The sequence below is a fragment of the Kiritimatiellia bacterium genome (assembly GCA_026417735.1).
Classification (GTDB): Bacteria; Verrucomicrobiota; Kiritimatiellia; order PWTM01; family PWTM01; genus CAACVY01.
On the sequence record JAOACR010000004.1, the window covers coordinates 111,464 to 131,498 of the forward strand.

Consider the following 20,035-nt stretch of genomic DNA (forward strand, 5'->3'; position numbering starts at 1 on the left):
GTCGTCCAGCCCGGCTGGCCGGAGGTGGATATGAACCGGAACGCCATAGGAGTTTTGCTCGCGGTCGCGGTCGGTGCCGGGGCCGCGGAGCCGCCACCGGCCGGCTGGAGCCACACGCTGAGCCTCGGCCTGAACCTCAGCGACGGCAACACCGAGGTGCAACGCTACAACGCCAGCTGGTTGAGCGCCTGGCGCGGCACCTCCGCTGAGCTCCGGCTGCTCGCCGACTACAACTATGGTGAGAGCTCGGGCGTCCGGGACGTGGACAACGCACGCGCGGAGACCGGCCTCCGCCGCAATCTGGATGCCGCATGGTTTGTGCTCGCGAACGCCGGCTACCAGCAGGACCAGGTCGCGGACGTGAACTACCGCTGGATTCTCTCGCCGGGCGCGGGCCTTCGCCTCCTCGACCGGAGAACCGTCCGGCTCACCGTTGAAGCCGGCCCCGCATGGCTCGCCGAAGATGTGGGCGGCGTGCGGGACCGGTACTGGAGCCTTCGGGTGGCGGAGCGATGGGAACTGGAGCTGGGCAGTGGCGCGAAGCTCTGGCAGTCGCTGGAATATCTGCCGGCGTTCGACGACTTGAGCGACGTCCTCATCAACGCGGAGTTCGGCGCAGAGGCGGCGCTGAACGCGCGGGTGAACCTCCGGCTCCTCGTACGGGACACCTATGACCGCACGCCGGCCGCAGCACGGGAAAAGAACGACGTCTCCGTCATCGGCGGCCTGGCGCTGAAGCTCTGAGACGCGCCCTCCGCCGACATGTACGAGTACGAACAGCTCGGTCTATTCTACCTGGGGCGGCTCGTCGATCCGGCAACCGGTCAGCTCGCCGACACGCCGCTGCTCTACGACTCCGCGGATCTGACGACTCACGCAGTGATCGTCGGCATGACCGGCAGCGGCAAAACGGGGTTGGGCGTTGTGCTGATCGAGGAGGCCGCGATCGACGGGGTGCCGGCGCTGGTGCTCGATCCGAAAGGCGATCTGGCCAATCTCCTGTTGCAGTTTCCCCAGATGGAGCCCGGCGATGTGCGACCGTGGGTGGACCCTTCGGAGGCGGCGCGGGAAGGGTTGGATCCGGAGGCGATGGCGGCGCGGATCGCGGCGGACTGGCGCCGCGGCCTCGAGGAGTGGGGCCAGCCACTGGAGCGGATCGCGCGGCTGCGCGCCGCCGCCGACTTCTCCGTGTACACGCCGGGCAGCACTGCCGGCCGGCCGCTGGCGTTGCTGCGCTCGCTCGAGCCGCCCAGCGGCGGCGCTGGAGACGATCCCTCGCGACTGCGCGACCGTGTCGCCGCCACCGCGGCCAGCCTGTTGAGCTGGGCGGGCGTGGATAGCGATCCCGTCCGCAGCCGGGAACACATCCTCGTCGCGGCGCTGATCGCGGACGCTTGGCAGCGCGGCCGTGCGGTGGACCTGCCTTCGCTGATCGGTGCGATTCAAAAACCGCCGTTTGACCGCATCGGAGTGTTCGACCTCGAAACCTTCTTTCCCGCCCGGGCGCGGCTCGAGCTCGCGATGCGGCTGAACCACCTGCTCGCCGCGCCCGGTTTCGCCGCATGGCTGGAAGGCGACCCGTTGGATGTGGGCCGGTTGCTCCATTCGCGCGATGGGCGTCCGCGCGTGTCGGTGGTATCGCTCGCGCATCTGGCCGACGAGGAACGCATGATGGTGGTGACGCTTCTGCTTGGCGAGGTCGTCGCGTGGATGCGGACGCAGCCCGGCACCTCCGCGCTGCGCGCGGTGCTCTACATGGACGAAATTTTCGGATTCTTTCCGCCGACCGCCGCGCCACCTTCGAAAGCGCCGATGCTCACGCTCCTCAAACAGGCCCGCGCCGCGGGGCTGGGCGTCGTGCTTGCAACACAGAATCCGGTGGACCTGGACTACAAGGGCCTCGGCAACACCGGCACTTGGATGATCGGCCGTCTGCAGACCGACCGCGACAAGGCCCGCGTGCTCGAGGGCCTTGCCTCCGCCGCCGGCGATGTGCCGACCGACCAGTTGGACCGGCTGATTTCGAACCTGGGCAAACGCACGTTTGTGATGCGCAACGTGCACGAGACGGCGCCGGTGCTGTTCCGTACTCGGTGGACCCTTTCGCTGCTGCGAGGCCCGCTCACCCTCGCGCAGATTCGCTCGCTGGCACCGGCCACGACGGCCCCGGAGCCGACCGTGTCCGCGCCGGCCGTGCCGCTTCTCTCCGCCGTCCCGACGGCGACGGTACCGCCGCTGGTGCCGCCGGACCTGCCGGAGATCGAATGGCCCGCGCCCGTGACCCCTTCCGGCCCGCGGGTCGCCCGGCCGTTTGTATTGGGCCGCGCGCGGCTGCATTTCGTCGACCCGTCGGCCGATGTGGACACCTGGGTTTCGTGGGCGGAGCTGGCGCCGATCTCGGGCGGCGATGGTCTGCCCGACTGGTCCGCCGGCCGCCGGCTAGACGAGGTCCCGCCGTTGTCGGCCCCCTCCGCGGAGCTTGTGCGCTCCGCGCCCTGGAGCGGGATGCTCCCGGCTCGTTCGGCGCAACTCTGGACGAAATCGTTTACGGTGCACCTGCAGCAGAGCGCGGTGCTGCAGCTGTACCGTTGCCTGCCGCTGCGGATGACCTCGCGGCCGGGCGAACCGGAGGGCGAGTTCCGCGTACGCGTCGGCCTTGCGCTGCGCGAACGACGCGATGAGCGCGTCGCAGAGATCCGGCGCCGCTACGCGGAGCGGTTGGCGGCGCTCGAGCAGCGGATCGCCGCGGCCGATCAGCGCGTCGAACGAGAGCGGGCGCAGTACCGCTACCAGACCATGAACGCGACGATCGCGTTCGGCTCGGTGCTGCTCGGCGCGCTGCTGGGCCGCAAGGCGCTCGGTGTCGGAACGGTCGGTCGCGCCGCGACCGCAATGCGGTCCGCCGGCCGTATCGGTCGAGAGCGGGGTGATGTCGCGCGCGCCGGCGAGATCGCGGCACAGCTCCGCGAGCGGCTCGCCGCGCTACAGCAGGAACTGCAGGCCGAACTCGACCGGGTCGCAGCGGAGTGCTCGCCGGCGGCCGCGCCGGTCGAACCGTTCGAGATCCGCCCCCGCAAGAGCGACGTGGTGATCGAGTTGGTCGCGCTCGCATGGGTGCCGACCACCGCGGGCCGTTGACCTGCCGCAGGCCCGGCTCAGCGCGCTGCGGTCGGCAGTGTCACGACGAATTCGCTCCCTCGCCCTGGCTGGCTCGAGACCTCGATCCGGCCTCCCTGCCGCCGGACCGCCTCCTGGGCGATCGCCAATCCCAGGCCCGCACGGCCGCTCGAACGGCTGCGCGCGGGATCGGCGCGGTAGAACCGCTCGAAAATCCGCGGCAGGTGTTCCGGCGCGATCCCGATGCCGGTGTCGCGTACTGTGAGGTGCGCCCCCTTCTCGTCCGTCCAGGTGACGATCTCGACACGACCGCCGTCGCGGTTGTAGTGAATCGCGTTCGCGATCAGGTTCAGCGCCACCTGCGCCAGCTCCTCCGCTCGCCCCTCGCAGACGGCGGGTCGCAGGTCGGCCACGATCTCCAGACGGCGTTCGGCTGCCAGTGGCCGCAGCAAATCGAGCGCATCCGCGGCGACCCGCTCCAGCGGGACGCTCTCTGGCGGCGTTCCTCCCCCGCCCGCGTCAAACCGCGCCAGCATCAGCAGCGATTCCACCAGATGCTGCAGCCGGCGCGCCGCGCGGCGACAGGCCTCGAGCGCCTCTCGGTACTCCGCCGGGGGCCGCTCGCGCGCGAGCGCCGATTCGGTCTGTGACAGGATCACGGCCAGCGGCGTGCGCAGCTCGTGTGAGGCGTCGGCGGTGAACCGGGTCTGACGCGCGAGCGCCTCGCAGAGGCGGTCAAACGTGTCGTTCAGCACGCGGGCGAGCGCGCCGAGTTCGCTGTCGGTGTCGGCGAGCGCGATGCGTGAGCCGAGGTCGCCGGCGGCGATGCGCGCGGCGGTGGCGCTGATGGTTTCCAGCGGACGGATCGCACGCCGGACCAACCGTGCGCCGACCGCCAGCGCCGCCACCCACACCAGCGCGGCGGCGGTGACCAGGCCCGCCCCAAACCGGCGCAGCTCGGCCAGCTCCGCGCCGATCGGCCGACCGACAATCAGCGCCAGCCCCGGTCGCAGGCGGCGCACGTGTTCCCGCAGTTCTCCGCGCTGGCGGACCGCGCGATCGGCAGCGGGCAGCTCGAAGTCCGCGGGCGGGGGGGGCGCCGATACGGACGCGCGTTGAACCGTGCCGTCCGTGCCGACGATGAAGAAGTACGCGGCGTCCCGACCGGTCTCGGGAAACACCGCCGCCTCGATGGTGTCGAGCGGCGGGCCCGGTGGCGGACCGTGCGGCTCCGGCCGAAAGCGGGGAGGCGAGGCGCGCTCGACGCCGGGCGGCCGCTCATCCGGTGTGGCGGGCCGCCGGCCCCCCGGATCGCCGGCGTCCGGGCGCAGCGGCGCAGGGGGCACAGCGCGCAGCCCGCCGAGACGATCCCGAAGCGGGGGACGCAACGCCGGCATCAGTGCCGCGGTGCGGCGTTCGAGATCCTCGTCGACCCGGCGCATTCGACTTTCGCGGGCGAGCGCGAACGCGGTCGCCGCGAAGCCGGCCAGCACCGCGGCCAGCAGCGTGCCGTACCAGAGCTGCAGACGCCATCGCAGCGATCGCGGCCAGAGCCTCATTCGATGCAGTAACCGTGGCCGCGGCGCGTGCGGATGAACTCGTGGCCGAGCTTGCGGCGGATGTTCGAAACATGCACGTCCAGCAAGTTCGAGAGCGTGTCGTCGTCTTCGCCGAACAGGTGATCGTACAGCTCCGTGCGCGTGACGACGCGGCCGCGGTGCAGCGCCAGATATTCCACCAGCGCATACTCGCGGGGCGTCAGCGGCACCACCCGGCCGTTGCGCAGCACCGCGCGCGCCCGCAAATCGAGCACCGCGTCGGCGAGCGGAATCAGCGGGGAGGGCTGGTCGGCGCCGCGACGGATCAGCGCGCGCACGCGCGCCAGCAGCTCCGCGAGCGCGAACGGCTTGGTCAGGGAGTCGTCGGCCCCGCTGTCCAGCCCTCGCACCCGATCGGCGACGGCGTCGCGCGCGGTCAGCATCAGCACCGGCACCCGCCGGCCGCGCGCCCGCAGCCGGCGCAGAATTTCCCATCCGTCCGGTCCCGGCAGCATCACGTCGAGCAGAATCAGGTCGTAGGGCCAGCTCTCGGCCTTGAACAGACCGTCCTCGCCGTCCGCCGCGGTGTCCACCGCATAGCCCTCATCTCGGAGCGCACGCGCGATGCCGGTCAACAGGTCCGGCTCATCCTCGATCACAAGCACACGCATGTCCGGTCCGGCGCGGGAGTGTCGCCAACCCCGTCTGAAGCGATCATGAAGACCGCCCTCCGTGCGGTGGTCCTCCTCACCGCGGTGCGGCCGGACGGCCGCCCCAAACGAGGCGGGCGTAGTCGTCGAGAAGTTCGTACCGTTTCTGCCAGGTGGTGTACATGTAGCCGCGAACCTGCGGCAGCGCTCGACCCAGTTCCAGCCACTCGCGGACGTGGGTGAGGTCGTCGGCATCGTAGTAGTTTGCGATCACGATCGACCGCCCCTCGTTCGCAAAAAAGCGGAGGCTCGCCTCGCGAGGTCCGCCCCCCCAGACCACGATCGCCACCTCACGCGGAAGATGCCGCCACGACCCGGTGAAGTCCCCCCTCACCAGATAGTAGCCGGCCCGCGCGTTGTGGTGGGGGTCGAACATGTCCGACCAGATGAACAGCTCCACCTCGGGCAGGTGCCGCCGCAGTGCCGCGCCCATACGCTCGGCGCAGCGGCCGAGCAGCTCCGCCATGTTGCACCCCTCGCACGCGCGGCAGGTGCCGCCCATGCGGACCTCGTCCATGCTCAGCAGCGCACGCCGCGGTCGCAGCAGCCGGCTGATGCGCTCGGCCTCCTCCGCCGCGATCTCGTCGAGCTTGGGCTCCGCCATGCACACGGTGACCTGCGACTCGTGCACCACCATCGGGTGATACCAGTCGGCGCGCAGACGTTCACCGTCTCGAATGCGGCTGCTCTCGGGACGGCGAAACACCAGCGGGGGGCGGTCCGGCCGGTAGGGGCTAAAACGCGGATCGTCTGGCACGATGAAATCGCGGCCTTCGAGGTAAGCGACCGCGCCATCGTCGCTGTGCAGCGACACCGGCGTGCCGGGACGACGCAACACCTGCGACGGGCCGACCTCCTCGAGCTGCCAGTCGTCGAGCCAGAGCCGTCCGGCCCGCCCCCCCCAGACGCCGGCATAGAGCCGGACGGTTTCGAACTCCATGGAATTGAACAGCACGCTCAGCTGCGTCCAATCCCGTGTGGGCCCCAGATGGAATTCCCTGGGCGCGAGTGAGCGGTCACCCGCCAGCACCTGCACCCGCAGCGCGTCGGCGGGCGCGAGATTCTCCGTTCGGACCCAGACGCTGAATCGGTACGTTCGCCACGGGCGCACCTGTACTTCCTGCATCGCGCGCGCATTGCCGGCGGAGTGCGCGGTGAAGTTTTCGAGCCGCAGCGACGAGCGGCCCTCGTGAACCGTGCTGGTGTCGGCAAAGCTGATCACGCCCGGCAGATCCACAAACCGAAAGCCGGGGAACCGATGATGGGTGTGCTCTTCGAACCCTGGATTCCGCAACGCCGGCGCCGGCTCCGGTTCCCATCGGATCTCGGATCCGCGCGCGATCATTCGCGCCCCCCGCACCGGCAGCCCTTCCGCCAGGTGCGGATCATGCGCCAGCGCCCAGCCGCCGTACCCGATCGCAAACAGGGCGGGCACCAGCTCCAGACCCTCCCGCTCGCAGGCCTCGCGGAGCCGCGCGATGTTCGTCACCGCCACGGGCGAGGCCCGACAGAGCGTATCGAACCCTCCCATCACCACACCGTTCGCGCCCGCTCGGGCCGCCCGGTGCACCAGCTGCAAAATCTCCGGAAGATCCCGCTCGCGATGGACGCTCCAGCCGAAGATCCACACCCATCGCAGCGGGGGTACCTCCGCTGCCGCACCATTGGACAACGCCGCGATCCACATGGCCACAATATGGGCTGGGATTCGTTTCACTTCGCGGGACCTCCCACTGGCGGGGCGGCGACCGCCGGCGTCGCCTCGGCTCGGTCGACAGCAGCCGGTCGCCACGGCTTCGCGTAGAACGGATAGCGTTCGGCCGGCGCCCCGGGCGGCACGTGTTTCCACCGTTTGTAGCTCCAGAGCCAGGCATCGGGCCAGCGCCGCACCGCTCGCTCACACAACGCGGCCACTTCCGCGGTCAGCTGCGCGACCGCCTCCGCGTCCTCGCCGCTCGGAAAGGCACTCGGCTCGATCGCTTCTCCCGCAATGACCCGGCAGGTGCCGTCCGATTCCGCCAGCATGAACGCGGAGAGAATCGGGCACCGCATCCGGAGCGCGAGCGCGGCGGCTGCGCGCGAGACCGGAACCGGCAGACCGAAAAACGGCACAAACACGCCGCCCTCCTCCGGCTTCACGTTCTGGTCCAGCAGCATCGCCACCTGACCGCCGTCCTTCAAGTGCCGCCACAGCCGGAGCATCGCGCCGCGCTGCGGAACGATGGTTTGCCCCGATGCGCGTCGGAGTTCAGCGAAGAGGCGATCGACTGAAGGATTCGCCAGGGGTGCCGCGACGCTCATCAACCGCACGCCCTCCGCGGCCACCGCCTGCCCGAGCGCCTCCCAGTCGCCCAGGTGGGCGGTCAACAACACGTGCGGACGATCAGCCCGAATCCGCTCCAGAAACGCCCGATCATGCCGTACGTGATCGCGCAGCCGCTGCGGCGCGCCACCGCCAAACCAAACCGCGTCGAGCAGCGCGAGCGCAAAGCTTTCGAACGACCGCCGCATTCGCTGCCGGCGCGCCGCCGCGGACAGCTCTTCTCCGTAGGCCAGTTGGAGGTTCGCGAGCGCGACCTTTCGCGCGTGCGAGGGCGTCGCCGCGGCCGCTTTTGCGAACGCGCGAGCAGCCGCCAGCACTGCGGATCGGCTTAGGCGGGGAATGGTCGCGCACGCGGCTCGCGTCGCGATCAACTCGAACACCGAACGTATCGGATGGCGGCCGGACATCACGCGAGCATGGTGAGCCGGGCGGGAATCGAACCCGCGACCCCAACATTAAAAGTGTCGTGCTCTACCTACTGAGCTACCGGCCCGTGCGGCGGAAATCGTATCGCCGGCCGGGATCGGGCGCAAATCCGGGCGATTTTTTGCGCGTGCGTGGGCCCCTGGGGGGTGCGGGCCGGGGGTGTGCGCCCAGGGTCTCGGGCGTCGTCATTGTCCGTTCCGAACGCGGCCGTTCGATCCGCCGCGGGGTTGGCACAATCTCCAGAGCGTGTGGGTCCTGGCGGCGCGGCGGGCGCGGGGTCGCCCCTCGCATTTGTCCCATCGTCCGGTAGATTGAAGTCGGATGAACCGCGCCGACACCAGTTGGGAAGAGAAGTGGGCGGCCGGCCCGCGCACCACCTCACGGGTTTCGCCGTCGCCCGACGCCGCCGATCTGGTCTGTGAACGTTGCGGTGGCTCCGGCGCGGTCGAGATCGGGGGTTGCCGCTTTTGCCTGGCCTGCTACAGCGCCTGCAGCTCCTGCTGCCTGGAGTTCGGCGGCGACGACCTCTGGGCGCTGCGGAGCGATCTGTAGCACCCAGAGCTCCAGCGCGACACTCCGATCCGGCTCCGGCGTCTCCGGCGGTGCGCGGCCCCGGACCCTCACAGGCCCGGGGCCGTCGGATTCTCCGGTTTGTGGAGCTCTAGCTCAGCGCCGGCTCGACGCCTTACGAGCGGCCGCCGACCGTGCGGGTGCCTTGCGACCCTTCGGCTCTGCGGATTGCAGCGCGGCCTGCGCGGCAGCGAGGCGCGCGATCGGCACCCGGAACGGCGAGCAGCTGACGTAGTTCAGCCCGACGCGGTGACAGAACGCAACTGAAGCGGGATCCCCGCCCTGCTCACCGCAGATGCCAACCTTTAGGTTTGGCCGCGTCGCACGGCCCTTCTGCACGGCCATCTCGATCAACTGGCCGATGCCCTCCTGATCAATCGTCTGGAAGGGATCCGCCTTCAGAATCTTCTGATCCAGATAGTGCTGCAGGAATCCGCCGATGTCGTCGCGGCTGAAACCGAACCCCATCTGGGTGAGGTCGTTCGTGCCGAAACTGAAGAACTCGGCCTCCGTCGCCATGCGGTCGGCGAGCAGCGCCGCCCGCGGGATTTCGATCATCGTGCCGACCAGGTGCGGAATTTTCTTCACACCCGTGGCGGCGCACACCTCCGCGTACACGCGCGCGATGATCGCCTTCTGATGGGTGAGTTCTTTCACGTCGCAGGTGACGGGGATCATGATCTCCGGCATCGCCTTGCGACCGGCCTTCTGCAGCTCCGCCGCCGCCTCGAAGATCGCCCGCACTTGCATCTCGGTGATCTCGGGGTAGGTGATGCCCAGGCGCACGCCCCGGTGGCCCATCATGGGGTTGTTCTCGTGCAGCGCGTCGCCGCGGGCCTTCACCTCCTCCGGCGTGATGCCGAGCGCCCGCGCCAGTTCCGCCTGCTTTTCGGGGCTCTGCGGCACGAACTCGTGCAGCGGCGGATCGAGCAGCCGGATCGTCACCGGCAGGCCGTCCATCGCCTCGAGGGTTGCCTTGATGTCGCGCTTCACGTGCGGGAAGAGCTCCTGCACCGCGGCGCGCCGCTCTTCGGGCGTGGTGCTGAGGATCATCTTCCGCAGCAGGAAGAGCGGCTCATCGGAACCGGCGCCGTAAAACATGTGTTCGGTGCGGAACAGTCCGATGCCTTCCGCGCCGAACGCGCGCGCGGTGCGCGCATCTTCGGGCGTGTCCGCGTTGGTGCGCACGCCGAGCTTCCGGAACTTGTCCACCAGCTTCATGAACGCCTGGAAGCGGGGGTTCTCGGTCGCGTCCACCATCGGCAGCGCGCCCTCATACACGAGCCCCCGCGTGCCGTTCAGCGTGATGGTGGTGCCCTCGGGGTACTCGCGCCCGCCGACCACCATCCGCCGGTTGGGCACGTCCACATGGATTTCGCCGGCCCCGACGACGCAGCACTTGCCCCAACCGCGCGCGACCAGCGCCGCGTGCGACGTCATGCCGCCACGCGCGGTGAGAATGCCCTGCGCGGCGCGCATCCCCTCGATGTCCTCCGGATTGGTCTCCTCCCGCACGAGGATCACCTTGCGGCCCTCCGCAGACCAGCGCACCGCGTCCTCTGCGGTGAACACGATCTGCCCCACCGCGCCGCCCGGCCCGGCGGGCAACCCTTTCGCGATCGCCTTCGCGTTTTTCTCCGCCGCCGGATCCACAAACGGGTGCAGCAGCTGATCGAGGTGCGCCGGCTCGACGCGCATCACCGCGGTTTTCGCGTCAATGAGCTTCTCCTCGAGCATGTCCATCGCCATATTCAGCGCCGCGGTGCCGGTGCGCTTGCCGCTGCGGCACTGCAGCATGAACAGCCGCCCCTCCTGGATCGTGAACTCGATGTCCTGCATGTCACGGTAGTGGCGCTCGAGCGTTGTGCGAATGCGTTCGAGCTGGCGATACAGCTCCGGCATCGCCTCCTCCAGCGAGGGCAGATGCTGGTTCTGCTCGTTCTTCGTCGCGCGATTCAGCGGATTCGGCGTGCGGATGCCGGCCACCACGTCCTCCCCCTGCGCGTTCACGAGCCACTCGCCGTAGAACTTGTTCTCGCCGGTCGCCGGGTTGCGGGTGAACGCGACGCCGGTGGCGGAGTGCTCGCCCATGTTGCCGAACACCATCGCCTGGACATTCACCGCGGTGCCCCAGTCGTCCGGGATGCCCTCGATGCGGCGGTACGAGACCGCGCGCTTGCCGTTCCAGCTCTTGAACACCGCGCCGATGCCACCCCAGAGCTGCTCCCATGGGTCGTCCGGAAACTCGCGACCGAGCACCTCGCGGATGCGCTGCTTGAACGCGTCGCACAACCCCTTCAGATCCTCCGCGGTCAGATCGGTGTCGGACTTGTATCCCTTCGCTTTCTTGACCTCCTCGAGCATGCCGTCGAGCTGCCGGCGGATGCCCTGGCCCTCAGCCGGCTCAATTCCCTCCGCCTTCTCCATCACGACGTCCGCGTACATCATGATCAGCCGGCGGTACGCGTCGTACACAAAGCGCTCGTTGTTCGTCTTCGCGATCAGCCCGGGGATCGTGCGCGAGCACAGCCCGATGTTCAGCACCGTCTCCATCATGCCCGGCATCGAGCGCCGCGCGCCGGAACGGCAGGAGACCAGCAGCGGGTTGGACGGGTCGCCGTAGCCGCAGCCCATGATCTTCTCCACCTTCGCAATCGCCGCACGGACCTGGGCGTCGAGGCCCGGCGGAAACTTGCCGCCCCGCGCAAAGTAGTCGGTGCAGCACTCGGTGGTGATCGTGAACCCCGGCGGAACGGGCAGCTTCAAGTGACACATCTCGGCGAGGTTCGCTCCCTTGCCGCCGAGCAGGTTCTTCATGTCCGCCCGCCCTTCCGCGGTGTTGTTGCCGAACGAATACACGTACTTTTTCACTGCCGCCTTCGCCATCGGTGCGCTCCTCAGCTCTCTGTGATGTGTGATCCGGACGACTCCAACGCTCCCGGCCGCTGTCCGGACACGGTCCGGTCCGGCGGGGTGCGCGAAAAAAGCCGGTTCAGAATACCGGACCGGCCCGCGCCGGTCAACGGCGGCGCCCCCGCCTCAGGTTGCCTGCGGCCCGACCGGTTCCGCGGCCAGGTCATACTCGAACGCGGCAGAGACGCGCGCGCGCAGCACCTGGCCGGGCCGCAGCCCCGCTGCCGCCGCCCCGCGCAGGTACACCACTCCGTCCACGTCGGGCGCCTGGCCGCGATGCCGGCCAACCGCCCCCTTCCGGCGGCCCGCCGGCGTGGGCGCGTCCACCAGCACTTCGAGCTCGCGGCCCACCCATGCGCGCAGGCAACTGCACGACACTTCCCGCTGGATCGCCATCAGCCGTTCCCGTCGCGCCGCGGCGACCGCGGCGGGCACTTTCGGCTGCAGCGCCGCGGACGCGGTGCCGGGCTCCTCGGAATAGGTGAACACGCCCACGTGCGCGAAGCGCGCCTCCCGCACGAAGTCGCACAGCTCCTCGAACTGCGCCTCGGTCTCGCCCGGATGACCAACAATGAACGCGGTGCGAATCGCGACGTCCGGCCAGCGGTCCCGAATACGCTGCAGCAGCGCCTCGGTCGCCGCTCGGCCAGGCCGACGCATCGCGCGAAGCTGCTGGTCGGCGATGTGCTGCAGCGGCAGATCGAAGTACCGGCACCAGCGCGGATCCTCCGCCATCGCCTCCATCACCGCCTCGTTCAGATGTGCTGGGTGCGCGTACATCAGGCGCAGCCACACATCGCCCTCCACCGCGGCAAGCCCCCGGATCAGGTCTGCCAGCCGCGGCAAACCTGGCCGCTCCAGGCCGTACGCGGTCGTGTCCTGCGCGATCAGACAGATCTCGCGCACACCGCAGGCCACCAGCTCCCGCGCCTCCGCAATCACCGATTCCAGCGGCCGGCTGACTTGTGGCCCGCGAATCGTTGGGATCGCGCAGAACGAACAGCGGTGCGAACAGCCCTCGGCGATCTTCAGCCACGTCGTGTGCGGCCGGCCCGTGAGCAGCCGCGGCGGCGCGAGGCCGGACTCGGACAACCCCGTGGCCGGCCCGACGCCGTCCGCCAGCCCCAGCAGCTGCCGGCAGAACGAGACCAGCCGCGGATAGACATCGAATCCGGCGACCGCGTCCGCCGCCTCCAGAAACCGCGCGAACGCCGGCGCCGACGCGGCGCGCTCGACCAGACAGCCGATCGCGACCAGCCGACGCGGCCGACCGCGACGCCGCAGCGCCGCCAGCTCACGCAGCACCGTCGCCGTTTCCTCCCGTGCCGGCGCGATGAACCCGCAGGTGTTCACCAGGCAGAGGTCCGAATCCTCCGGCCGCTCCGCAATCCAGAAGCCCGCCTGCGCGAGTTGAGCGAGAATCCGCTCAGTGTCGACCGTGTTCTTCGGGCAGCCCAGACTGACCATCGACACGACCGGGGGTCGCGCCGCGCGCGGTGGACGTGGAGTTCCGGCGGCCATGTCCGCAGTATAGATCGAGCGCGTTCGGCCCGGGAACCGCGCCGGGCGGCCCGGCCACAACCGATACCCGCCGTGCAAAGGGTGCGCCAGGAGGTGCGGTGCTTTCCCACCGCGCGCTGGCGGTGGGATTCTTCTCCGCCTGCGTTCGCCGCCTCTTCCCACCGTCGCAGGGCCCGCCGGCTCGCCGGCGCCGGGAAGTACGAACGCCGCTGGACAGGGCGGTCGGGCCACCGCTGCGCCGGGGGAGGGTTTGATCCAACCAGAGGCCGGCGTGGGCCGCGGGCACCACGTCCGGACGGTTTGGGGCGCCGAGCGGGCATTCCTCTTACCCGACGGTCGCGCAGCGGGGCTTCGCGCTTGACTTGAGTGCCGGGGAACGCGATGAATGCGCGCTTGCATGCCGCCACGACGCGGCGCGGGAGTTCCATGGGCGCGGACGACGCGATTCGGATGGATGTGATCGTCGTCGGCGGCGGGCCGGCGGGCCTGACCGCGGCGTTGGTACTGGCGCGCGCGGGCCGCCAGGTGATGGTGGTGGAGCGGGGGGAGTACTGCGGATCGAAGAACGTCGGCGGTCTGCTCTACGGCAGTGTGCTTGCGCGGCTGATGCCGGAGTACGTTCGTGACGCGCCGCTGGAGCGGCCGGTCTCACGGCGCCGATTGATGTTCCTAGCCGACGGGGAGCAGATCGCTCTGGAGTTCGGCGCCTCCGCCTGGTCGTCGCCGCCGTTCAACCACACGCACGTGGTGCATCGTGCGCAGTTCGACCGCTGGTACTCGAAGCAGGTCGAGGCCGCGGGAGCGAATCTGATCGAGGGAATGGTGGTGGACGCGCTTCTGTACGAGGGCCAGAACACGTCGAAGCGCGTGGTGGGCGTGCGGCTGCGGGGCGAGGAGGACTTCCGGGCGCCGATCGTGATTCTCGCGGACGGCGCAAACTGCCTGGTCAGCGAGGGCGCGCGGCTCGCGCTGGGCCTGCGGCCCGGGCGTGTGCGGCAGGAGTACGCGGTGGGGGTCAAGGAGATCCTCGGCCTGCCGCGCGGCACGCTGGAGGATCGGTTTCAGCTCGAGCCGCACGAGGGCATCGCGCTGGATTTTTTCGGGTCGCCCTTCCGCGGTCTCATCGGGGCGGGCTTCCTTTACACCGCGCGCGAATCGCTGCATCTGGGCTTTGCCGCGCGCATCGAATCGCTCGCCCGCTCGGGCTTGACCCCGAACGAGGTGATCGAGGGGCTGAAAGCGCATCCGGCGGTGCGTCCGCTGATCCGCGGCGCGGAGCTATTGGAGTACTCCGCGCACATGATCCCCGAGGGTGGCTACGACGCGATCGGCGACCTCCACGGTCCCGGCGTGATGATCGCGGGCGACGCGGCGGGCCTGGTGAACTTCTCCCTGTACAAGGAGGGCACGAACCTCGCGATGGAGTCCGGCGCGATCGCCGCGGAGACCGCGCTGGAGGCGCTCGCGGCGGGCGATGTGTCGGCGGCGCGGCTAGAAGGTTACCGGCGCCGCCTGGACGAGAGCTGGGTGATGGCGGACCTGCGCCGCTACCGCCACGTCGGCGAGGTGCTCGCCGCCTCGCCGGACCTGCTGGATCTGTACCCTCGCAAGGCGGCGCGGTTGCTCGTGGACTATTTCGCGGTAAGTTGCCGGAGCAAGTCCGAGATCCAACGCGAGGCGTGGCGCGCGTTCTGGCGCGGGTTGCCAAAGCTCCGCGCCGTTCGCGATCTGTGGCGCGCGCGCCGGCTGTTGTGAGGCCGCATACCGGAGAGCTGAGATGAACGCGAACGAACCGACCCCGCTGCCCGACAAGCTGTACCGCACCCGGTATGAGCCCGATCCCGCGCACCCGCACGTGCGGGTGAACGCCGAACAATACCGGCGTGCGCGCAGCCGCAAACTGCTGAAGGTGTGCCCCGCCGAGGTCTACAAGCCCGCACCGAACGACCCGGACGCGGTGCAAACCTCTCACGAAAACTGTCTGGAGTGCGGCACCTGCCGCCAGGCCGCGCCGGAGGAGGGCGTGGAGTGGACGATGCCCGACGGCGGCAAGGGCGTGAAGTACCGGTACGGCTGAGCGAGCGGGAGGAAACAGCGCATGGGATTGAACGTCGTCGTGCTGGCACGCGAAGTGTGGGACACGCGCGACCTGACCGGAGCCATATTGGATGAGTCCGGCGGCATTCGGCCCGGCGCGCTGCAGACGCGCTACGAACCAGAAGACCTGAACGCGCTCGAGGCCGCGCTGCGGTTGAAGGATGCGCAGGGCGCCACCGTCACGGTGCTCAGCCCCGGTGAGGTGCGGCAGGTGGACGTGGCGCGGGAGGCGCTCTACCGCGGCGCGGACGCCGCAGTTCGGGTGGCGGCGGACCCGGACGAGCTGGACGATGCGGCGCTGGCGGGCGTGCTCGCCGCCGCAGTACGCAAACTCGGCACCGTAAACCTGCTGCTGGTCGGCACGTCGGTGCCCGACACCGCTGGCTCAATCCTCGCCCGCCATCTCGCACACGCGCTCGGGTGGCCCGCGGTGTCATGGGTGGATGCGATCGAGCAGATCACCGCCGACCGCGTCGTCGCGCGCCGCGCGGTGGAAATGGGGTACGAATCGGTCGAGGCGCCGCTGCCGGCGGTGCTGGCCGTCGGCGTCGCGCTGCTGGAGGACGACCCGCGGGCGCCGCGGCCCGCGAAGGCAATGCTGAAGCTCAAGCTGAAAAAGGCGGAGATCCCGTGCTGGACCGCCGCCGAGCTCGGAAGCGGAGACCCGGCGGCTGCGCGCACCACCCGGCGGCTGCGCCGCGAGCCGGTCCCGCCGCGCACGATTGAAACGCGCACGGTGGATCCAGAGAACGAGGCTGAGCTGCGCGCGATGCTCGACGCCGTCCGGAAAGGAGCCTGACCGATGCGCCGCGTGCTTGTGTTCGCAGAAGTGGTTGACGGTTCGTTCAACGAGGTGTCGCTCCAGTGCCTGACGGCCGGCCGCACCCTGGCCGGTCCGGACGGCGAAGTTGAGGCGCTGCTGATCGGGGCGAACGTCGGTGCGCACGCCGGCAGGCTCGCCGCCGGTGGAGCGGACCGTGTGACCGTGGTCGAGGATGCACGGCTGAGCGCCTACACCACTGAACCGTGGCTGGCGGTGGCGTGCGCCCGCTTCGCCGCCGCACCCGCAAGCGCGGCGTTGTTGCCCGCCTCCACGCTGGGCAACGATCTCGGTCCCGCGATCGCGGCCGCCATCGGCGCCGCCTGCGTCGTGGATGCGGACGGGGTGGCGCTGGAAAACGGCCGGCCTGTCGCCTGGCGGATTGGATTCGATCGGAAGGTCCGCACCACCTGGGCGGCCGAAGGCGCTCGGCCGCTCGTGGCGACCCTGCGGGACGGCGCCGCGCCGCCGCCCGACGCCGGCGCCGCGCGCGCCGCCACGCACGAGAAGGGTTCGCTCGACGATGCGCTCGCGCACGCCGGCGCCAAACCGGCAACCCGCGTGGTTCGGCGCGACGTCACCGCTCGAACCGTGAACCTGCGCGACGCGAAAGTGATCGTCGCCGCGGGCGCCGGCGTCGGCAGTCCGGAAGGAGTGGAGCTCGTCCAGCGGCTGGCCGCCGCGCTCGGCGGCGAGGTCGGTGCGACCCGCGCGGTGGTGGATGCCGGCTGGCTCTCTGCGGATCGGCAGATCGGTCAGACCGGTGCGACCGTGCGGCCGGACCTCTACATCGCCTGCGGCATCAGCGGCGCAATCCAGCACCGCGTCGGCATGCTCGACTCGCGGACCGTGATCGCGATCAACACCGATCCGAACGCGCCGATCTTTCGCTCTGCTCACTACCGCATTGTGGGCGACCTGAAGGTCGTGATTCCAAAACTCCTCAAACTGCTGAGCTGACATTTCTGATCCGGACCCGGCAGACCGGCCGGCATTATCTGTGCCGTTGAGGGGCGGTTGGCCGGCGGCGGGGTCGTCCACCGCGACCGACGTCTCCGATGCCGGACGCGATCTTATGGGTTGAGCTCTTTTGCCGGCCCATCCGCAGCCACGACCGCGGGGAGGGCCTGCGGCGAACGGGACCCGCGCTCCCGCGGTTTCGATGAAATCCGTCTCACCGGCGAAGGTATCGCCGATTGAGCGGGCGCTTCCTGCTCGCTACGACGAGCGCGCCGCACGGCGTGCGCCCGTGAGCGGTCGGAGTTGCGCTGAACTGTTCCCGTGCTATGTTGAGCGTTTACACGTTTCCGGTCTCCGTCTCCCCGGGGCGTTGGCGATGGAGCGGGGGATGAAGTCCGCGGTTGAAAAACTGTCGCGCGCCCTTTTGCGCCGCGACGTGGCCCTGTACGGCGCCTCCCCCGATGAGCGCCGGCTGATGGAATTTTGCGCGCTTTCCCCGGCGGAGGCGATGGCGCGACTGGAGGTGTCGGAACAGGGGCTGGATGCCGCCGAGGCCGAGGCCCGCCTCGCCAAGTACGGGCGAAACGAGATCACGATCACGAAGCGAGGGCCGCTCGCCGACATCCTGCATCGATGTCGCAATCCCCTCGTCATTCAACTGCTGATCATTGCCGCGGTCTCGCTGGCCATGGGGGACGTGAAGGCCGCGATTGTGGTGAGCGGAATGGTGGTGTTGAGCGTCGGCCTGTCCTATTTCCAGGAAAGCCGCTCCGCGCGCGCGGTGGAAAAGCTGAAAGGGATGATCCACTCCCGCGCAGTGGTGATCCGCGAGGGGCGGGAACAGGAGATCGCCCTCGCCGAAGTGGTGCCCGGCGACCTCGTCGTCTTACAGGCCGGCACGCTGATTCCGGCGGACGTGCGGGTGGTGCGTGCGAAAGACCTGTACGTCAGCCAGTCCACGCTCACCGGCGAATCGCTGCCGGTGGAAAAGCGTGTGGAGGACAACCCCGTTACCCGCGGCAGTATCCTCGACAACGAGGCGGCGTGTTTTCAGGGGACGAACGTCGTCAGCGGCACGGGCCTGGGGCTGGTGGTCAATACGGGTGATCACACGCTGTTTGGAGCCACCGCCCGGCGCCTCTCCGAAAGTGCCGTTGAGACCAGCTTCGACCAGGGCATCCGCGACTTCACCTGGCTGATGGTCCGCTTCATGACGGTGATGGTGGTGATCGTATTTCTGCTGATCGGCCTCACCAAAGGGAGCTGGATCGAGGCGCTGCTCTTCGGACTCGCCGTCGCGGTCGGGCTGACCCCCGAGATGCTGCCGATGATCGTCACCGTGAACCTCTCCAAAGGAGCGGTCAGCCTTTCGAAGAAAAAGGTCATCGTCAAACGGCTGAGTTCCATCCAGAACTTCGGCGCGATCGACATTCTGTGCACCGACAAAACCGGCACGCTGACGCAGGACCGGGTCGTCCTCGAGCGACACGTGGATGTGACCGGCCGGCCGAGCGAGGACGTGCTGCGTTACGCCTACCTCAACAGTTACTACCAGACCGGACTTCGAAATCTGCTCGACCGGGCCGTGCTGGCGCATGCGGAGCTCGACGTGGAACGGACCTGCCGCAAGCTCGACGAGATCCCGTTTGATTTCCAGCGCCGCCGCATGTCGGTGACCGTCGAATACGAGGGCGTGCCCGTCCTCATCTGCAAGGGTGCCGTCGAGGAAATCCTGAAGGTCTGCTCGCACTACCAACTGGACGGCGAAGTCTATCCCATCCTGGACATGCTGCGGGAAGACCTGCTGGAGGAAGTCGCGCGGCTGAATGCCGAAGGCTTCCGTGTGCTGGCGATCGCGTACCGCGAGTTCCCGCCAGACAAGCAGAAATTTTCGCTGGCGGACGAAAACGACCTGGTGCTGCTGGGCTACATCGCGTTCTACGATCCCCCGAAGGACTCGGCGGGCGAGGCGATCAAAGCCCTGTACAACTCCGGTGTCCGCGTGAAAGTGCTGACGGGCGACAACGCGGCCGTCGCGCGCAAGATCGCCGGAGATGTTGGCCTGAAGGTCGAGAAGATCGTCTCCGGTTCGGATCTGGACGGCCTTTCGGAGGATCAGATCGCCGAGCTGGCGGAAACGGCCGACGTGTTCGCCAAACTGACGCCCGCCCAAAAAGAGACCCTCATCCACGCGCTGCGGCGGAAGGGCCATGTGGTTGGGTTCCTCGGCGACGGCATCAACGACGCCCCGGCGTTGAAGGCGGCCGACGTCGGCATCTCGGTGGACTCCGGCGTGGACGTGGCGAAGGAGGCGGCTGACATTGTGCTGCTGGAGAAGAGCCTCACGGTGCTCGAGAACGGCATCGTCGAAGGCCGGCGGGTGTTCTGCAACATCATCAAGTACATTCGGATGGGCGCCAGCTCCAACTTTGGCAACATGTTCAGCGTCGTCGGCGCCGCCTGGTTCCTCCCCTTCCTGCCGATGGCGCCGATTCAGATCCTCGTCAACAACCTCCTCTACGACATTTCGCAGGTGGCGATCCCGACCGACAGCGTGGACAGCGAACTGCTCGCGAAGCCGCGGCAGTGGAACATCCGCAACATCAAACGGTTCATGATCTTCATCGGGCCGATCAGTTCGATTTTCGATTACGCCACCTATGCCCTCATGTTGTGGGTGTTCGGCTGCTGGGCCTACCTGGATCCTCACATCGGCGAGGCCACCAAAGAGTACTACGTGAAGCTCTTTCACACGGGTTGGTTTGTAGAGTCGCTGCTGACGCAGACGCTGATCGTGCACATCATCCGAACGCGGCGCATCCCGTTCTTACAGAGCCGGCCCAGCCTACCGCTGGCGCTGACTACCCTGTTGATCATGGGCGTCGGGGTCTGGCTGCCGTTCTCTCCCCTGGCGGATTATCTCGGGTTCATCCCGCTGCCGCGAACCTATTGGTTCTGGCTGGCCGGGTTCCTGTTGAGCTATTCCGTGCTGACCCACATCGTCAAAGTGTGGTTCCACCGCCGATATGGAGTTGACTGA

14 protein-coding genes and 1 tRNA gene are annotated in these 20,035 nt (G+C 68.9%); 8 read left to right on the forward strand and 7 right to left on the reverse strand.

The features are described from left to right. The first annotated feature begins 30 nt into the window (after positions 1–30). Both N2652_01770 and N2652_01775 read left to right on the forward strand, forming a co-directional pair. A complete protein-coding gene (locus tag N2652_01770) occupies positions 31–744 on the forward strand; it encodes a DUF481 domain-containing protein (protein MCX7817931.1) in 714 nt (237 codons plus the stop codon). A gap of 18 nt (positions 745–762) precedes the next feature. Then, complete coding sequence (locus N2652_01775) at positions 763–3,138, forward strand: DUF87 domain-containing protein (GenBank protein ID MCX7817932.1); 2,376 nt, start codon at positions 763–765, stop codon at positions 3,136–3,138. Between the two features lie 17 nt (positions 3,139–3,155). On the opposite strand, the gene N2652_01780 is transcribed toward N2652_01775, so the two are convergent. The 5 genes from N2652_01780 to N2652_01800 all read right to left on the reverse strand — a co-directional run bounded on the left by N2652_01780 (position 3,156) and on the right by N2652_01800 (position 8,181). Next, a complete protein-coding gene (locus tag N2652_01780; GenBank protein ID MCX7817933.1) occupies positions 3,156–4,676 on the reverse strand; it encodes a HAMP domain-containing histidine kinase in 1,521 nt (506 codons plus the stop codon). Further along, positions 4,673–5,326: a response regulator transcription factor gene (locus N2652_01785; GenBank protein ID MCX7817934.1), complete on the reverse strand. Its 654-nt coding sequence runs from the start codon at positions 5,324–5,326 to the stop codon at positions 4,673–4,675. The genes N2652_01780 and N2652_01785 overlap by 4 nt, the downstream gene beginning before the upstream one ends. 76 nt (positions 5,327–5,402) lie before the next feature. After that, positions 5,403–7,082: a hypothetical protein gene (locus N2652_01790; protein MCX7817935.1), complete on the reverse strand. Its 1,680-nt coding sequence runs from the start codon at positions 7,080–7,082 to the stop codon at positions 5,403–5,405. Further along, positions 7,079–8,059, reverse strand: coding sequence for a lysophospholipid acyltransferase family protein (locus N2652_01795; GenBank protein ID MCX7817936.1), 981 nt, complete (start codon positions 8,057–8,059; stop codon positions 7,079–7,081). The genes N2652_01790 and N2652_01795 overlap by 4 nt, the downstream gene beginning before the upstream one ends. Positions 8,060–8,105: 46 nt before the next feature. Beyond that, a tRNA-Lys gene (locus tag N2652_01800) sits at positions 8,106–8,181 on the reverse strand. 254 nt (positions 8,182–8,435) lie between these two features. On the opposite strand from N2652_01800, the gene N2652_01805 reads away from it, so the two are divergent. Next, positions 8,436–8,666, forward strand: coding sequence for a hypothetical protein (locus tag N2652_01805; GenBank protein ID MCX7817937.1), 231 nt, complete (start codon positions 8,436–8,438; stop codon positions 8,664–8,666). A 114-nt stretch (positions 8,667–8,780) separates the two neighbouring features. Here N2652_01805 and ppdK read toward each other — a convergent pair whose 3' ends face one another. Next, positions 8,781–11,570, reverse strand: coding sequence for a pyruvate, phosphate dikinase (gene ppdK, locus N2652_01810; protein MCX7817938.1), 2,790 nt, complete (start codon positions 11,568–11,570; stop codon positions 8,781–8,783). Positions 11,571–11,723: 153 nt separating this feature from the next. Then, on the reverse strand, positions 11,724–13,118 hold the full coding sequence (rimO, locus tag N2652_01815) for a 30S ribosomal protein S12 methylthiotransferase RimO (GenBank protein MCX7817939.1): 1,395 nt from the start codon (positions 13,116–13,118) through the stop codon (positions 11,724–11,726). Between the two features lie 426 nt (positions 13,119–13,544). On the opposite strand from rimO, the gene N2652_01820 reads away from it, so the two are divergent. The 5 genes from N2652_01820 (at position 13,545) to mgtA (ending at position 20,035) form a co-directional block, all read left to right on the forward strand. Then, on the forward strand, positions 13,545–14,873 hold the full coding sequence (locus N2652_01820) for an FAD-dependent oxidoreductase (GenBank protein ID MCX7817940.1): 1,329 nt from the start codon (positions 13,545–13,547) through the stop codon (positions 14,871–14,873). A gap of 22 nt (positions 14,874–14,895) precedes the next feature. Then, on the forward strand, positions 14,896–15,195 hold the full coding sequence (locus N2652_01825; protein ID MCX7817941.1) for a 4Fe-4S dicluster domain-containing protein: 300 nt from the start codon (positions 14,896–14,898) through the stop codon (positions 15,193–15,195). A gap of 21 nt (positions 15,196–15,216) precedes the next feature. Beyond that, positions 15,217–16,014: an electron transfer flavoprotein beta subunit/FixA family protein gene (locus tag N2652_01830; protein ID MCX7817942.1), complete on the forward strand. Its 798-nt coding sequence runs from the start codon at positions 15,217–15,219 to the stop codon at positions 16,012–16,014. A 3-nt stretch (positions 16,015–16,017) separates the two neighbouring features. After that, entirely contained in the window at positions 16,018–16,995 is a 978-nt protein-coding gene (locus tag N2652_01835; GenBank protein MCX7817943.1) for an electron transfer flavoprotein subunit alpha/FixB family protein, read from the forward strand. Positions 16,996–17,470: 475 nt separating this feature from the next. Then, a complete protein-coding gene (gene mgtA / locus N2652_01840; GenBank protein ID MCX7817944.1) occupies positions 17,471–20,035 on the forward strand; it encodes a magnesium-translocating P-type ATPase in 2,565 nt (854 codons plus the stop codon).

Coding starts and splice junctions, on each gene's coding strand:
- N2652_01770 (MCX7817931.1), top strand. CDS start 31: ATGAACCGGAACGCCATAGGAGTTTTGCTCGCGGTCGCGGTCGGTGCC.
- N2652_01775 (MCX7817932.1), top strand. CDS start 763: ATGTACGAGTACGAACAGCTCGGTCTATTCTACCTGGGGCGGCTCGTC.
- N2652_01780 (MCX7817933.1), bottom strand. CDS start 4,676: ATGAGGCTCTGGCCGCGATCGCTGCGATGGCGTCTGCAGCTCTGGTAC.
- N2652_01785 (MCX7817934.1), bottom strand. CDS start 5,326: ATGCGTGTGCTTGTGATCGAGGATGAGCCGGACCTGTTGACCGGCATC.
- N2652_01805 (MCX7817937.1), top strand. CDS start 8,436: ATGAACCGCGCCGACACCAGTTGGGAAGAGAAGTGGGCGGCCGGCCCG.
- ppdK (MCX7817938.1), bottom strand. CDS start 11,570: ATGGCGAAGGCGGCAGTGAAAAAGTACGTGTATTCGTTCGGCAACAAC.
- rimO (MCX7817939.1), bottom strand. CDS start 13,118: ATGGCCGCCGGAACTCCACGTCCACCGCGCGCGGCGCGACCCCCGGTC.
- N2652_01820 (MCX7817940.1), top strand. CDS start 13,545: ATGGGCGCGGACGACGCGATTCGGATGGATGTGATCGTCGTCGGCGGC.
- N2652_01825 (MCX7817941.1), top strand. CDS start 14,896: ATGAACGCGAACGAACCGACCCCGCTGCCCGACAAGCTGTACCGCACC.
- N2652_01830 (MCX7817942.1), top strand. CDS start 15,217: ATGGGATTGAACGTCGTCGTGCTGGCACGCGAAGTGTGGGACACGCGC.
- N2652_01835 (MCX7817943.1), top strand. CDS start 16,018: ATGCGCCGCGTGCTTGTGTTCGCAGAAGTGGTTGACGGTTCGTTCAAC.
- mgtA (MCX7817944.1), top strand. CDS start 17,471: ATGGAATTTTGCGCGCTTTCCCCGGCGGAGGCGATGGCGCGACTGGAG.